Source organism: Streptomyces sp. NPDC059534 (assembly GCF_042743475.1).
Classification (GTDB): Bacteria; Actinomycetota; Actinomycetes; order Streptomycetales; family Streptomycetaceae; genus Streptomyces.
Genome location: NZ_JBHWAQ010000004.1, coordinates 132,359 through 146,618, shown reverse-complemented (window position 1 = coordinate 146,618; position 14,260 = coordinate 132,359). Strand labels below are relative to the sequence as shown.

Below are 14,260 nucleotides of genomic sequence, written 5' to 3'. Positions count from 1 at the left end.
TGTGACAGGGGGAGTGGAGATGGACCCGACCGAGGCCGCGCACGGCAGCTGGCCGTCACCCGTCGACGCGGCGCTCACCGCCGCGCACGACGGGCGGCCCGAGTACCTCGGCGCCGTCGGCGACGAACTGTGGTGGACCGCGCCCCGCCCCGCCGAGGGCGGCCGGCGCGCGCTCGTCCGGCGGCGCGCCGACGGCACCGAGGAGAGCGTGCTGCCCGCGCCGTGGAACGTCCGCAGCCGGGTGATCGAGTACGGCGGGCAGCCCTGGGCGGCGGAGGGGCGGGCCGCGGGCGGACCGCTCCTCGTCTTCGCCCACTTCCCCGACCAGCGGCTGTACGTGTACGAGCCCGACGCCCCGCCCGGCTCGGAGCCGCGACCCCTCACCCCCGTCTCGACGACCGGGGACGGGCTGCGCTGGGTGGACCCGGTGATCCGGCCGGACCTCGGCGAGGTGTGGTGCGTCCTGGAGGAGTTCACCGGACCGGCACCGACCGACGTACGCCGGGTGCTCGCCGCGGTGCCGCTGGACGGATCGGCCGCCGCGGACCGCACCGCCGTACGCGAACTCTCCGACACGCGGCACCGGTTCGTCACCGGACCGCGCGTCTCGCCGGACGGGCGGCACGCCGCCTGGATCGCCTGGGACCACCCCCGGATGCCCTGGGACGGCACCGAGGTCCGGCTCGCCGAGATCGCCCCCGACGGCACCCTCGGGAACGTCAGGACCGTCGCGGGCGGGACCGCCGAGTCGGTCCCGCAGGTCGACTGGGACCCGGCGGGAAGGCTGCTCCTGGCAAGCGACCGCACCGGCTGGTGGAACCTCTACCGGGCGGAGTGGGGGGCCGACGGCGAGCTCGGCGAACCCGTCGCGCTCTGCCCCCGCCCCGAGGAGTTCGGCGGCCCGCTCTGGAAGATCGGGCTCCGCTGGTTCACCCCCCTGGAGAACGGGCTGATCGCCGTCGTCCACGGCCGGGGCACCACCACCCTCGGCATCCTCGACCCCGGCAGCGGCACCCTCGCCGACGCCCCGGGCCCCTGGACCGAGTGGGCCTCGACCCTCGCGGCGCACGGCACGCGTGTGGTCGGCGTCGCCGCCGGGCCGCGTACCTCCTACGAGCTCGTCGAGCTGGACACCCGCACCGGCCGCACCCGGGTGGTCGGCGCCGCGCACACGGACGCCGTCGACCCCGCGTACTACCCCGAGCCCCGCGTCCGCACCTTCACCGGGCCCGGCGGACGGGAGATCCACGCGCAGGTGTACCCGCCCCGCCATCCCGGCTTCACCGGCCCACCCGGCGAACGGCCGCCCTATGTGATCTGGGCGCACGGCGGTCCCACCGGCCACGCCCCGCTCGTCCTCGACCTGGAGATCGCCTACTTCACCTCCCGGGGCATCGGGGTCGCCGAGGTCAACTACGGCGGGTCGACCGGCTACGGCCGGGAGTACCGGGAGCGGCTGCGCGAACAGTGGGGCGTCGTCGACGTCGAGGACTGCGCCGCCGTGGCGGCGGCGCTCGCCGCCGAGGGCACGGCCGACCCGGACCGCCTCGCCGTGCGGGGCGGCAGCGCCGGCGGCTGGACGACGGCGGCGTCCCTGGCCGCCACGGACGTGTACGCGTGCGGCACGATCATCTACCCCATCCTCGACCTGCGGGGCTGGGCGACCGACGAGACCCACGACTTCGAGTCCCAGTACCTCCACGGACTGATCGGACCGCTCGACCAGGTGCCGGCCCGCTACAAGGAGCGCTCGCCCATCGAGCACGTCGACCGGGTCACGGTCCCCTTCCTGCTGCTCCAGGGACTCGACGACGTCATCTGCCCGCCCGCGCAGGCCGAGCGCTTCCTCGCCCGCACGGCCGGCAGGGGCGTCCCGCACGCCTACCTGGCCTTCGAGGGCGAGGGGCACGGCTTCCGCAGGGCCGACACGATGGTCCGGGCACTGGAGGCCGAACTCGCCCTGTACGTGCATGTCTTCGGCCTCGGCCGGACGGACGTGCCCGACCTGGAGTACCGCACGTGAGCCCGCGGTTCCCCCCGGCCCGGCCCGCCGCCGTCGCGCCCCTGATCCGGGCCGAGCGGCTCCGGCCCGGGGCGCGGGTAGCCGTCGTCGCCCCCAGCGGACCCATCCCAGAGGAACGGCTCCGGGCGGGGCTCGACGTCCTGCGCGGCTGGGGGCTGGAACCCGTGGTCGCCCCGCACGTCCGGGACACCCATCCCGCGCTCGGATACCTCGCGGGCGAGGACACGGCGCGGGCCCGCGACCTGACCGAGGCATGGTGCGACCCCTCGGTCGCCGCCGTGATCTGCGCCCGCGGCGGCTTCGGGGCGCAGCGGATGGTCGACCTCGTCGACTGGCGGGCGGTCAGGGAGGCCGGGCCCAAGGTGTTCGTCGGCTACAGCGACGTGACCGCCCTCCACGAGGCGTTCGCCGGCCGCGCGGGCTTCGCCACCCTGCACGGTCCGATGGCCGCCGCGGGGACGTTCCTGTCGGACCCGTCCACCCAGGAATCCCTGCGGGCCACGCTGTTCGAGCCCGAGACGGTGCGCACCCTCGGCCTGGACACGGCGCGGAGCCTGGTGCCGGGGCGCGCCCGGGGCGTCACACTCGGCGGCTGCGTCAGCCTCCTCGCCGCCGACCTCGGCACCCCGCACGGCCGCCCCTCGGCGCGCGGCGGGCTGCTGCTCCTGGAGGACGTGGGGGAGGAGCCGTACCGGCTCGACCGCATCCTGACCCAGCTCCTCCGTTCCGGCTGGCTCGACGGCGTCGCCGGCATCGCCCTGGGCTCCTGGGAGGAGTGCGGCCCCTACGAGGCCGTGCGGGCCCTGCTCGCCGACCGGCTCGGCGGGCTCGGGGTCCCCGTCGTGGAGGAGCTGGGCTTCGGCCACAGCGCGACCGCGCTGACCATGCCGCTCGGCATACCCGGGGTGCTCGACGCGGAGGCGGGCACGCTCACCCTGGACGTCCCGGCCCTGCGCTGAGCGCGGGACCGGGACACCCCCGGCGGGACGCGGCCGGATCCGTAGGAGACGGCCTAGAGCGCCGCGTACCCCGGGCGGACGACGTCGTCGATCAGCCGCCGCCGCTCCGGCAGCGGCAGGAACGCGGCCTCCAGCGCGGCGACCGTGAACTCCTCGAAGACCTCGGGACCGTAGCCGAAGGCGTCCGCCATGTGCTGGAACTCCTGGCTCATGGTGGTGCCGGAGACCAGGCGGTTGTCGGTGTTCAGGGTGACCCGGAAACCGAGGCGGCGCAGCTCGTCGATCGGGTGCGAGGCGTAGTCCTTCGCGGCGCCCGTCTGGAGGTTGGAGGTCGGGCAGACCTCCAGGGCGATGCGGTTGTCCCGGACGTACGAGGCGAGCCGGCCCAGGGTGCCGTCCTCGGCGATGTCGTCCGTGATGCGCACGCCGTGGCCGATCCGCTCGCTGCCGCAGACCTGCACGGCCTCGTGGATCGACTCCGCGCCGACGACCTCGCCCGCGTGGATCGTGAAGTGGCAGTTCTCCCGCTTCAGGTGCTGGAAGGCGGGGAGGTGGCGGGCCGGCGGGTTGCCGATCTCGCCGCCGGCGATGTCGAAGCCGGCCACGCCGTTGTCCCGGTGCGCGACCGTGAGGTGCGCGATCTCCAGGGAGCGGTCGGTGTGGCGCATGCCCGTGAGCAGGGTACGGACGGTGATGCGGCCGCCGGCGCGGCGCTCGCCCTCGCGGAAGCCGTCGTTGACCGCCACGACGACCTCGTCGAGGGTCAGCCCGCCCTCCAGGTGCTGCTCGGGGGCGTACCGGATCTCGGCGTACACGACGCCGTCGGCCGCCAGGTCCTCGGCGCGCTCGGCCGCGATGCGCGTCAGCGCCTCGCGGGTCTGCATCACCGCGCAGGTGTGGGCGAAGGTCTCCAGGTACTTCTCCAGCGAACCGGAGTCGGCGGCGTCCCGGAACCACATCGCGAGCGCGGCCGGGTCCTCGGTCGGCAGCGCGGTGTAGCCGCACTCCCGCGCGAGTTCGACGATGGTCGCGGGGCGCAGCCCGCCGTCGAGGTGGTCGTGGAGGACGGCCTTGGGGGCCTGGCGTATCCACTCGGAGACGGTGGCGGCGGCAGACGTGGCAGAGTTGTCAGACAAGTGCATGGCCGGGAAGTGTACGCCACGCCCGGGGCACGTGCTGTGACGGCCATGACAACCCCCTCGGCGCCCGCGGACAGCCCCCTCGGCGCGCGCTCTCCGGCGGCCGTGGGGGACGGAGGGGCGGTGGGGCTCAGTGAGGCTGGAGAACTGTCGGGGCTCGACGGGACCGGAGTGGCGGCAGGACTCGGTGCGACTGGAGCATCGGCGGGCTCAGTGGGACTGGAGCACCGGCAGGGCGGGCGCACCCGTCGGCAGCATGTGCTTGGCGGCCAGGATCGGGGTCTCGCCGACCCGTACGACCTGGGTGACCAGCACGGCGGGCGTGTCCGCCGGACGCCCGAGCTGCTCCCCGCGCCGCCGTCCGAGCAGCGTCGCCGTGATGCCGCTGTGCGCGCTCAGAGCCGTGTCGCGGGAGGCCCCGACGAGGACCGAGAGCATGGAGACGGCGGCCCCGCGTCCGGCGCCCGCCGCGGAGCCGGACGCCCCGCCCCGCACGTCCCCGGCTCGCGTGCCCGCCTCCGCGGGGGCATCCGTCCCGGTGGCCCGCAGGGCCCGGGCGAACTCGGGGTGGGTCCGGTCGAGCAGGTCGTCCGGCGCCGCCCACTCGTGGCTGAGGGCCGCCGCCGTGCCCTCGCCGGTCAGCACGGACTCCCAGAAGCGCAGCTCGGCACGGGCGGGGGCGAGCAGGTGCTGGGTGGTGAAGTCGGTCGGCTCCTCGACGGTGCGCAGCAGGGCCCGCACGCGCAGCGGCGTGCCCGCCCCGATCAGCTCCTCCAGCGGCTGGACGTGCTCGAACCCGCGCCGGGGCGGCCGGTCGTTGACCGTCCGGCCGACCCCTCGCCGTACGGTCAGGACACCGTCCTCCTGGAGCAGCAGCAGGGCCTCGCGCAGAGCGGGCCGGCTCACGCCCAGCTCGGTGGCGAGCTTCGGCTCGGACGGGAGCGTGGAGCCCGGCGGGTAGGTGCCGTCGTGGACCGCGTCCGCGATCCGCTCGTAGAGCGCCACGACCGGCCGCCGCCGCTGTCCGCTGACCGCCACGGCCCCTCCTCGCCTCGTTCCGGCCGGGTCTCCGCCGGTGTTCCGTACCCACGGTAGTCGGCCCGAGCTGTCTGACAAGTCACCCGTACGGCTCTCCTCACCCGTACGGTCGGGCCCCGCTCGCCCCATTCTGGTCCCACGGCGGTCGGCCGGGTACGACCGACGGCACGACGGAGGAGAGGGGCCGGGCATGAGTGCCAAGGAGCCACGACCATCGGGCAGGGGCACGTCCCGGTTCACCGGAGCCCTCACGCCGGGCCGGGTCGCGATGGCGGTGGTCGCGATCCTCACCCTGGTCTTCATCTTCGAGAACACCGGCGAGGTCAAGATCCGGCTGCTGATCCCCGAAGTGACCATGCCGCTCTACGTGGCCCTGCTCGCGACCGCCCTCCTCGGCGCCGCCTGCGGCTACGCCGCCGCCACCCGGAGGCAGAAGTGAGGCGGGCCGCCGTCGTCGGCGCGGGAGCGGTCCTCGCGCTCGCGGCCGTCGCGGTCACCTCGGCAGGGGAGGCCGCCGCCCCCGGTGACGACACGGGGGCCCGGCCGATGCCGGACTTCCTCGACCGCGGGCTGTGGCGGGTCTTCACCCGCCTTCCCCGCCGGACCCGGCTCGACGTCCACGACGTGAGCGGGCGGGACCGGCGGGTGATCTGGCCCCCGAACTGGCAGGTCTGCACCCAGTACCCGGCGACGGGCACGGGCCTCGACCGCCGGACCACCGTCATGATCGGGGTCGTCCGGAAGGGCGAGAGCTGCCCCCCGCGCGTCCGGACCGCCCGCCGCTGAGCGCCAGCCGCGCCCGGCGTTGAGCGCCCGCCGCGCCCGCGGCCGGGGGCCGCCGTCGTGCCCGCGGCCGAGTGCCTGCCGGGCCTGCCGTTGTGCCCGCCGCTGAGTGCCTGCCGGGCCTGCCGTCGTGCCCGTGCCCGCGGCCGAGTGCCTGCCTGGCCTGCGGCCGGGCCCGCCGCTGAGCGCGCGCCGCCCCCGGCGCCGCTGATCCGGCGCCGTGCCCGCAGTTGAGTGCCACTGGGCCCGCCTTCGGGACCCCGTGCCGGGACCCCGTGCCACTGGGCCCGCCGCCGGGACCCGTGGCCTCCGCACCGGGCAGCGCCTAGCCTGGCCCCATGTCCGACGATCTCGGCCGGTATCTCGCCGTGGGCCCCCGGGTGGGCCTGCGTGCCTTCTCGCCCGACGACGCCGCGGAGTTCACCGCCCGCGCGCGGGAGAGCCGGGAGCTCCACCGGCCCTGGCTCTTCCCGCCGTGCACGGCGGAGGGGTACGGGACGTACGCGGGCGCGCTTCTGGGGGACCCGGCGCGCGAGGGGTTCCTGGTGTGCGAGCGGGGCGACGGCGGCCGGATCGCCGGGTTCGTCAACATCAACAACATCGTCCGGGGCGCCTTCCTCAGCGGGGCCCTCGGCTACGGCGCCTTCGCGCACGCCGCCGGTCGCGGGCTGCTCACCGAGGCTCTCGCGGTCCTCCTGCCGTACGCCTTCGGGCCGATGGACCTGCACCGTCTGGAGGCGAACATCCAGCCGGGCAACGCCGCCTCCCGCGCGCTCGTCCGCCGCGCGGGCTTCCGTCTGGAGGGGTTCTCCCCGGCGATGCTGTTCGTCGACGGCGCCTGGCGCGACCACGAACGCTGGGCGATCACGGCCCCCGAGGCCGCCGCCCGGGAATCCGCGGCCCGGGAGGCGACGGGCTCGCAGATCAGCGCACCGCAGATCACCGCCCCACAGACCGCTGACCCGCAGATCACCGCCCCGGAGGCCACTGCCCCGGGGGTCACCGCCCCGCAGACCGCCGCCCCGGAGCCTGCCACTTCGGACACCCCGGTCACCCGGGATACCCCGGATACCTCCGGCCCGGTTCAGCGCTTGTAGTTGATCTTCATCGTGTCGAGGTCCGTCACGGTCGAGCGCAGCCCCCGGTACCCGTGGCCGAGCTCCTTGAGGGCCGTTTCCACGCGGTCCTCCGCGAGCGCCCCCGCCATCTCGTCGCCGTCCGCCGCGTCGGAGACGACGACCAGGCGGTACGAGAAGTGCTTCAGCGTGCGGTCGTAGGTGAGCGAGCCCTCGTCCGTGAACTGCATCGCGGTCAGCCCGTGCGCGTCCGCCTCGGCGAGCAGCCGCGTCCGGCTCTCCTCCGACAGGCCGTCGAACGTACCGCGCACGATGACCCGGTAGGTGTGCTGCGTGCCCATTCCTCGTACTCCCTGTGCCGCTGTTCCCTCGGTCGCCGAGGCGGCGCCGACCTTCCACCGTACGGGGGCCGGCGCCGCGCCGCCGGGAATATCCGGGCCCTCCGCGCCGCCGCTCCTTTACCGAAGCCTGACGCGGAGAACCCCTGGTCAGGACGGGCCCCGGCGTGTTCCATGGGGCAATGACGACCGTACGACGTGCCGTACTGACGCTGCCCGCGGCCCCGTTGGGCCCGGACAACCCGCTGCCCGCCCTGCGCCCCCACGACGGGACGCACGCGGTCGACGCGCCCACTCTCGCCACTCTCCCGCGCGACATGGCCCGCGGCATCGGCCGCGACCCCCTGCGCAGCCTGCTGCCCGCTCCGGTGCGCGACGGCTACGGGCGGGAGCGCACCGCCACGGAACTCGACGCGATCGTGATCGAGAACGACCGGCTCCGGGTGACCGTGCTCCCCGGCCTCGGCGGCCGGATCCACTCTCTGCACCACAAGCCCACCGGCCGTGAACTCCTCTACCGCAACCCGGTGTTCCAGCCCGCGGCCTTCGCGCTCAACGGTGCCTGGTACTCAGGTGGTGTCGAGTGGAACATCGGGGCCACCGGCCACACCGCCCTGTCCTGCTCGCCTCTCCACGCGGCGATAGTCCCCGCCCCCGACGGCGTTCCGATGCTCCGCCTCTGGGAGTGGGAGCGGCTGCGCGACCTTCCCTTCCAGGTCGACCTGTGGCTCCCGGACGGCTCCGACTTCCTCTACGCCGGCATCCGCGTCCGCAATCCCCACGAGCGCACCGCCCCCGTCTACTGGTGGTCCAACACCGCCGTACCCGAGGACCGCAGGGTTCTCGCGCCCGCCGACGCGGCCTGGCACCACGGCTACGAGCGCGGCCTGAGCCGGCTGCCCGTGCCGGTCGGCGAGGACGGCACCGACCGGTCGTACCCGCTGAACGGCGCCCACGCCGCCGACTGGTTCTACGACCTGCCCGAGGGGCAGCGCCGCTGGATCGCCGCCCTCGACGCCGACGGCACCGGCCTCGTCCAGACCTCCACGGACGCGCTGCGCGGCCGCAAGCTCTTCGTGTGGGGCACCGAGCGCGGCGGCCGGCGCTGGCAGGAGTGGCTGACCGAGCCCGGCACCCCCGGGTACGCCGAGATCCAGGCCGGGCTCGCCCGTACCCAGCTGGAGCACCTGGAGCTCGCGGGCGGCGAGGAGTTCAGCTGGCTGGAGGCGTACGGGCCGCTGGCCGCCGACCCCGCAACGGCGCTCGGCGACGACTGGACAGCGGCCCGCGCCGACGTCGAAGGCGTCCTCGCCGGATCGCTTCCCCGCGCCACGGTCGACGCGGCCTACACCGCCTGGCGGGAAGCCGCCGCCGACACCGCCCCGGGGACGCCCCTCGCGGCCGGTTCGGGCTGGGGAGCCCTCGAAGTGCTGCGCGGCCGCTTCGAGTTGCCCGGCACGCCGTTCCCCGAGTCGACGATCGGGCCGGACCAGGAGCCCTGGCGCGAACTGCTGCGCACCGGTGTCCTGCCGGCCCCGGCCAAGGGCGCCGCTCCGGGCCCGCCGCTGGTCGCCGCCCCCTGGCGCGACATGCTGGAGACCGCCCCGGCCGACCCGTCCACCGAGTACCACCTCGGCATCGCCCAGTGGCACGCGGGCGACCGCGCCCAGGCGGTACGCAGCTGGGAGCGCGGCCTGCGGGAGGCCGAGGTGCGCTGGCCCCTGCTGTACTGCCTGGCCGTCGCCGACCGCGAGGACGGCCACCCGGCCCGGGCCGCCGAGCGCTTCACGGAGGCGTTCACCGACCACGCGGGCGCGGGCCGGGAGGACATCGGCGACGCCGGCATCGGGCAGGCGGGTGCCGGCCACGCGGGCGCCGGCCATGCGGAGACGTGGCTCGCGGACATCCGGCCCGCGGGACTCCGTCCCCAGGGCGCCGGATCCACGGACGCCCGGTCCACGGACCCCCGGTCCAGGAATGCCCGGTCCACGGACGCCCGCCCCGCGGACTCTCGCACCACCGGCGCCGGGCCCGCCTCGCGCGCCGCCGAAGGTGTCGCGGTGGCCGCCGCTCTCGGGCGGGAGGCGATCGCCGCGCTGCTCGCCGCCGGGCGGCCCGGCACGGCCGGGGAGGTGTGGGCGCGGCTGCCGGAGGAGATCAGGGAGAGAGGGGCGTTCCGCCTCCTGGAGGCGCGGATCCTCCTTGCGGAGGGCAGGACGGGCGAAGCCCGCGCCGTCTTCGACGCGGGCTTCGAGGTCGCCGATCTGCGGGAGGGGGCCGAGGTCCTCGGCGAGCTGTGGGCGGAGCTCACCGACGAACCCCTGCCGGACGTCTATGAGTTCAGGATGCGTCCGAGCTGACGGGCGGCCGCCGGGCGGCGGTACCGTGGGCCGCGCGGCGAGGGTCACGGAGGGGCGGGGGTCCGGAGATGGCGTCCTGGGCGACGGCCGAGTGCCGGTGCGGACACCCGCGTTTCCGCCATGCCGAGCCCCGGTTCTCCGGCGCCTGCGGCGGCTGCCTGTGCGACGCGTTCGAGATGCCGCCGGCGGCGGCCGGCTCCGCCGACCCCGACTCCGGGCCCGCCTCGCCGGAGCCGGACCGCACCCCGCATCCGGGCTGCCCGTTCCAGGATCCGGACTGTCTGGGCTTCCACGACTTCTTCCGGGACCGAGGCGCGCCGGGATCCGCCGCGGGCGTCAGGACACCCGGCACAGGATCTCGCCGTGGGGGACCATGAACCAGGCGTCCTCCTGTGTGCCCCACTCCCGCCACGCCTCCGCGATCGACGTCAGCTCATCGGCGGTCGTGTGGCCGCCGGACACGGCCAGTTCGGCGTAGACGGAGGCGGTCGTGCGGTCCGCCCACAGGCCGCTCCACCAGGCCCGCTCCTCGGGAGTGGCGTAGCACCAGGTGCCGGCCGTCGTGGTGACGTCGGTGAAACCGGCCCGCCGTGCCCAGGCGAACAGCCGACGTCCCGCGTCCGGTTCGCCGCCGTTGGCGCGCGCGACCCGGTGGTACAGGTCCAGCCACCCGTCCAGGGCGGGCCGTTCGGGGTACCAGGCGAAGGCCCCGTAGTCGCTGTCGCGGGCCGCGACGACGCCGCCGGGCCGGCACACCCGCCGCATCTCGCGCAGCGCCTGGACCGGGTCGCCGACGTGCTGCAGTACCTGGTGGGCGTGGACGACGTCGAAGGAGTCGTCCGGGAAGTCCAGGGCGTGGACGTCCGCGACGGCGAACTCGACGTTCTCCAGGCCGCGTTCGGCGGCGACGGCGCGGGCCTTGGCCAGGACGTCCTCGGCCGCGTCGACCGCGGTCACCCGGCCCGGCGCCACCAGGGCGGCCAGGTCGGCGGTGATGGTGCCGGGCCCGCAGCCCACGTCCAGGACGTCCAGGCCCGCGCGCAGCTCCGGCAGCAGATAGGCCGCGGAGTTGGCGGCGGTCCGCCAGGTGTGCGAGCGCAGGACCGACTCGTGGTGGCCGTGGGTGTAGACGGCGGTCTCGTGGGCCGTGGACGGTGCGGAGGCGTGCGTCATGGAAGCGACTCCCTCGGTGTGGGTGCGTGCCTCCACCGTACGCACGGCCGCCGAATATTGAGATACGCGTCTTGAGATATGGACACCCGTTCAGTCGAACAGGCCCCGCCGGTAGCGCAGTTCGTCGAGCATCACCCCGCCGGTCTCCTCGCGGGCGACCTCGCCGTCCGGCCGCCAGCCCGCCGCCTCATAGAACCTCCGCCCCCGGGCGTTGCCCGCGAGCACCCACAGCGCCGCCTCGGCGAACCCGGCCGCCGCGAGCGCCTCGACGGACGCCGCGAGGAGCGCCCGCCCGACGCCCGTACCCCACGCCTCCGGCAGGGCGTACAGCGCCGCCAGCTCCGCCGTCGTCCCGGGATCCAGGTCCGCGCCCGGCCACGCCCGGAAGCAGGAGAAGGCGACCGGCCTCCCGTCGGTGCCCGTGCTCACCAGCACCGTGGGCCGGTCAGCGGCCGTCAGCCGCGCACGCCACACGGCGGACCGCTCCACGGGATCCAGGGCGTCGAGCCAGGCGTGGGGGAGCAGGTCGCGGTAGGCGGCCCGCCAGGAGCTGACGTGCACGGAGGCGATCGCCGCCGCGTCCTCGGGCACTGCTTCACGTATCGGCATGCCGCATTCTCGGCCCGAAGGCGGCGCACCCGCCCGCGCATTTACCGCGCCCCGCCCGGCCCGACGGCGAACCGACCTGACGAATCCATGTATTGCAGCACTGTGAACGGCCCGTGCGGACCCGGTCCGCGCCCCTAGGATCGGCGCGCCGCCGCCCGGTGGCTCGCCTCTCCCACATGCCGAGGAGTCCCGTGCCGTACTCGCCCGCGCCCGCTCGCCGCTCCCTGCTGAAGCTGCTCGCAGCGGGCCCGGCGGTCTCCGCCGTCGGAGGGCTCGCCGCCGCCGCGCCCGCGCACGCGGCCCCCGCCGTGCCGCTCGCCGCGCCGGGGATCGTCAAGGCGCTCCCGACCGAACACTTCACCCTTCGCGGCACCAACGCCGAGGCGCGCTTCGACAGCTTCGCGGACACCGGCTTCCTCACCCCCGCCGACCGCTTCTTCGTCCGCAACCACACCTCGACCCCCGTCCTGGACGCCGACGACTGGCGGCTGACGCTCTGGGGCGACGGACTCCACGGCCGGAGCCCCGTCACGTTCACCTACGGCCAGTTGCGCGATCTGCCCTCCGTCACCCGGACGGCCCTGATCGAGTGCGCCGGAAACGGCCGCAGCCTCTACACGAGCCAGCAGGGCGAGCCGGTCACCGGCACCGCCTGGACCCTCGGCGCCGTCGGCGCGGCCCACTGGCGCGGCGTCCGCCTCTCTGACGTGCTGCGCCGCGCCGGCGTCGCCCGCGACGCCGTCGACCTCCAGCCGCGCGGCCTCGACGACCCCTACGTCTCCGGCGGCGTCGACTACGGCCGCGTCCGCCGCCCGCTGCCGGTCGCCAAGGCCCTCGACGACGTGATCCTCGCCTACGAGATGAACGGCGAGCCGCTGCCGTACGACCACGGCTACCCCGTCCGGCTCGTCGTGCCCTCCTGGGTCGGCATCGCCTCCATCAAATGGCTCGGCGACATCGAGGTCTCCACCCGGCCGCTCAGCTCGCCCTGGTCCACCGACTGGTACCGCCTCTTCGGCGCCGCGCACCCCGAGGGCGGCAGCGCCCCGATCAGCCGCCAGACCCTCAAGTCCGCCTACCAGCTGCCCTTCGGCGCCCCCCTGGAGTCCGGCCGCGTCCACCGGCTCACCGGACGCGCCTGGTCCGCCCTCGCGCCCGTGCGGAGCGTGGAGGTCTCCACCGACGGCGGCGAGCACTGGCGTCACGCCCGGCTCCTCGACACCCCGCGGCGCGGCGGCTGGGTCCGCTGGACCGTGCCGTGGCGCCCGCACACCACCGGACCCGCCACCCTGCTCTCCCGTACCACCGACGCCGCCGGCAACACCCAGCCCGACCGGGCCGTCCACAACACGCAGGGGTACCTCTTCAACGCGGTCGTGCGTCACCCGGTCACCGTCGCCTGAAGGGGCAGAAGCGCCCGAACCTTCGTATAAAGGGCACGGGGGTGCCTGCCCGGCGCCCCCGTGCGCTCAGGAGGTACGGGACATGCGGCAGAAGGCTCCGGAAGGCCGCGGCCCCGTGCGCTACGGCCCTCCCGCGCCCGAGACCGGTCTGCCCGTCCTGCCCGTGCTCGCCGGGCTCCTCGCCGCCGCCGCCGGACGGACCACCCCCGAGCCGCCCGGCGGCGGACCCGTCCTGCGCGAGGCGGCCGCCGGCTACTGGTGGCGCCGTGGCCTGCGCACCCATCCCGAGGACGTGGTGGCCGCCCCCGGCGCCCCCGCCCTGCTGCTGGCCCTGCTCGCCGCCCACGGCGGCGACGTCCTGCTGCCCCGGCCCTGCCCCGCCTGGTGGACCCCGCAGGCCCGGCTCCTCGGCCGCCCGACGTACCACGTGCCCACCCCCGCCGAGTGCGGCGGCGTCCCCGACCCGTACGCCCTGATGGAGACCGTGCGGCGGGTCCGCGCCGAGGGCGGCGACCCCCGGGTCCTGCTCCTCTCCGTCGCCGACGACCCCACCGCCACCGTCGCCCCGCCCGAGACCGTCCGCGAGGCGTGCGAGGCCGCCGTCGCCGAAGGGCTGCACATCATCAGCGACGAGACCTGGCGCGACACCCTCCACCACCCGCACGACACCGTGCTCCTCGGCCCCGCCGAGATGTGCCCGGACGACGTCACCGTCCTCAGCGACCTCGGCGGCGCCCTCGCCCCGGCCGCCTGGCCCTGCGCCGTCGCCCGCTTCCCGCCCACCGACCCGTCCCGCGCCGACCGCTGGACCGACCGCAGGGCCCGCGTCCTCGACGTGCTCACCGCCCTCGGAGCGGTCGTCCCGGGGCCCGTGGCCCCCGCCGCCGCCCACGCCCTCGACGAACCCGAGGACGTCACCGTACGGGCCCGGCGCGCCGCCGCCGTCCACGGGCGGCTCGCCGCCGCCGCGCACCGCGCCGTCCTCTCCGCCGGGGCCCTCGCCCGGCCCCCGCAGGCCGGCCGCCACCTCTACGCCGACCTCGGCCCGCTGCGGTCCGGACTCGCCGCCCGCGGCGTGACCGACTCCCTGGAGCTGGAGAGCCACCTCACGGCGCGGCTCGGCGCGCCCACCGCCGGCGGCCACCGCTTCGGCGACGAACTCGGCGCCCTGCGCGTCAGGTTCGGCACCGTCGTGTTCCTGGGCGCCACCGAGGAGGAGCGCGCCGAGACCCTCGACGCGCGGGACCCCCTGGAGCTGCCCCATGTCGCCCGGAAACTGGCGGAGTTCGGAGGGGCCCTGGAGGAACTCCGGTGACCCCGCCCGCCCCCGTCCCCCGACGGCACCCCGCCCCGCCCGTA

The 14,260-nt window shown here is 75.8% G+C and carries 12 protein-coding genes and 1 pseudogene; 8 read left to right on the top strand and 5 right to left on the bottom strand.

Annotated features, from left to right (window positions below; genetic code table 11):
- Positions 1 to 19: 19 nt before the first annotated feature.
- Positions 20 to 2,023, top strand: a complete 2,004-nt coding sequence (locus ACFVZH_RS06670) for a prolyl oligopeptidase family serine peptidase (protein ID WP_384893928.1) — start codon at positions 20 to 22, stop codon at positions 2,021 to 2,023.
- Positions 2,020 to 2,982, top strand: a complete 963-nt coding sequence (locus tag ACFVZH_RS06665; protein WP_384893926.1) for an LD-carboxypeptidase — start codon at positions 2,020 to 2,022, stop codon at positions 2,980 to 2,982. The genes ACFVZH_RS06670 and ACFVZH_RS06665 overlap by 4 nt, the downstream gene beginning before the upstream one ends.
- 53 nt (positions 2,983 to 3,035) lie before the next feature.
- Here the strand turns inward: ACFVZH_RS06665 and ACFVZH_RS06660 are convergent, their stop codons facing one another.
- Entirely contained in the window at positions 3,036 to 4,124 is a 1,089-nt protein-coding gene (locus ACFVZH_RS06660; RefSeq protein ID WP_384893924.1) for an adenosine deaminase, read from the bottom strand.
- Positions 4,125 to 4,331: 207 nt separating this feature from the next.
- Positions 4,332 to 5,159 (bottom strand): GntR family transcriptional regulator, encoded by an 828-nt coding sequence (locus tag ACFVZH_RS06655; protein ID WP_384893922.1) that lies wholly within the window; start codon positions 5,157 to 5,159, stop codon positions 4,332 to 4,334.
- A gap of 190 nt (positions 5,160 to 5,349) precedes the next feature.
- On the opposite strand from ACFVZH_RS06655, the gene ACFVZH_RS06650 reads away from it, so the two are divergent.
- The 3 genes and pseudogenes from ACFVZH_RS06650 to ACFVZH_RS06640 form a co-directional block, all read left to right on the top strand.
- The gene (locus tag ACFVZH_RS06650) at positions 5,350 to 5,598 is read left to right on the top strand and encodes a lipopolysaccharide assembly protein LapA domain-containing protein (RefSeq protein ID WP_384893919.1); all 249 of its coding nucleotides are present in this window, start codon (positions 5,350 to 5,352) and stop codon (positions 5,596 to 5,598) included.
- Entirely contained in the window at positions 5,595 to 5,945 is a 351-nt protein-coding gene (locus ACFVZH_RS06645) for a hypothetical protein (protein ID WP_384893917.1), read from the top strand. Before ACFVZH_RS06650 ends, ACFVZH_RS06645 begins: the two co-directional genes overlap by 4 nt.
- Positions 5,946 to 6,280: 335 nt before the next feature.
- A pseudogene (locus ACFVZH_RS06640) lies at positions 6,281 to 6,820 on the top strand (GNAT family N-acetyltransferase); the annotation flags it as partial.
- A gap of 206 nt (positions 6,821 to 7,026) precedes the next feature.
- On the opposite strand, the gene ACFVZH_RS06635 reads toward ACFVZH_RS06640, so the two are convergent.
- Positions 7,027 to 7,359 (bottom strand): DUF6204 family protein, encoded by a 333-nt coding sequence (locus ACFVZH_RS06635; RefSeq protein WP_384893915.1) that lies wholly within the window; start codon positions 7,357 to 7,359, stop codon positions 7,027 to 7,029.
- A 179-nt stretch (positions 7,360 to 7,538) separates the two neighbouring features.
- Here ACFVZH_RS06635 and ACFVZH_RS06630 point away from each other — a divergent pair, with 179 nt between their 5' ends.
- Positions 7,539 to 9,716 (top strand): DUF5107 domain-containing protein, encoded by a 2,178-nt coding sequence (locus ACFVZH_RS06630; protein WP_384893913.1) that lies wholly within the window; start codon positions 7,539 to 7,541, stop codon positions 9,714 to 9,716.
- Between the two features lie 336 nt (positions 9,717 to 10,052).
- Here the strand turns inward: ACFVZH_RS06630 and ACFVZH_RS06625 are convergent, their stop codons facing one another.
- Both ACFVZH_RS06625 and ACFVZH_RS06620 read right to left on the bottom strand, forming a co-directional pair.
- Positions 10,053 to 10,889: a methyltransferase domain-containing protein gene (locus tag ACFVZH_RS06625; RefSeq protein WP_384893911.1), complete on the bottom strand. Its 837-nt coding sequence runs from the start codon at positions 10,887 to 10,889 to the stop codon at positions 10,053 to 10,055.
- A gap of 90 nt (positions 10,890 to 10,979) precedes the next feature.
- Entirely contained in the window at positions 10,980 to 11,498 is a 519-nt protein-coding gene (locus tag ACFVZH_RS06620) for a GNAT family N-acetyltransferase (RefSeq protein WP_384893909.1), read from the bottom strand.
- 176 nt (positions 11,499 to 11,674) lie between these two features.
- On the opposite strand from ACFVZH_RS06620, the gene ACFVZH_RS06615 reads away from it, so the two are divergent.
- Together ACFVZH_RS06615 and ACFVZH_RS06610 are read left to right on the top strand one after the other, a co-directional pair.
- On the top strand, positions 11,675 to 12,901 hold the full coding sequence (locus ACFVZH_RS06615; RefSeq protein WP_384893907.1) for a sulfite oxidase: 1,227 nt from the start codon (positions 11,675 to 11,677) through the stop codon (positions 12,899 to 12,901).
- Between the two features lie 82 nt (positions 12,902 to 12,983).
- On the top strand, positions 12,984 to 14,216 hold the full coding sequence (locus tag ACFVZH_RS06610) for an aminotransferase class I/II-fold pyridoxal phosphate-dependent enzyme (RefSeq protein WP_384893905.1): 1,233 nt from the start codon (positions 12,984 to 12,986) through the stop codon (positions 14,214 to 14,216).
- The last annotated feature ends 44 nt before the right edge of the window (positions 14,217 to 14,260 follow it).

Excerpts from the sequence above, each read along its gene's own strand:
- ACFVZH_RS06620 (WP_384893909.1), bottom strand. The coding sequence starts at position 11,498 with ATGCCGATACGTGAAGCAGTGCCCGAGGACGCGGCGGCGATCGCCTCC.
- ACFVZH_RS06610 (WP_384893905.1), top strand. The coding sequence starts at position 12,984 with ATGCGGCAGAAGGCTCCGGAAGGCCGCGGCCCCGTGCGCTACGGCCCT.
- ACFVZH_RS06625 (WP_384893911.1), bottom strand. The coding sequence starts at position 10,889 with ATGACGCACGCCTCCGCACCGTCCACGGCCCACGAGACCGCCGTCTAC.
- ACFVZH_RS06650 (WP_384893919.1), top strand. The coding sequence starts at position 5,350 with ATGAGTGCCAAGGAGCCACGACCATCGGGCAGGGGCACGTCCCGGTTC.
- ACFVZH_RS06615 (WP_384893907.1), top strand. The coding sequence starts at position 11,675 with ATGCCGAGGAGTCCCGTGCCGTACTCGCCCGCGCCCGCTCGCCGCTCC.
- ACFVZH_RS06660 (WP_384893924.1), bottom strand. The coding sequence starts at position 4,124 with ATGCACTTGTCTGACAACTCTGCCACGTCTGCCGCCGCCACCGTCTCC.
- ACFVZH_RS06635 (WP_384893915.1), bottom strand. The coding sequence starts at position 7,359 with ATGGGCACGCAGCACACCTACCGGGTCATCGTGCGCGGTACGTTCGAC.
- ACFVZH_RS06630 (WP_384893913.1), top strand. The coding sequence starts at position 7,539 with ATGACGACCGTACGACGTGCCGTACTGACGCTGCCCGCGGCCCCGTTG.
- ACFVZH_RS06670 (WP_384893928.1), top strand. The coding sequence starts at position 20 with ATGGACCCGACCGAGGCCGCGCACGGCAGCTGGCCGTCACCCGTCGAC.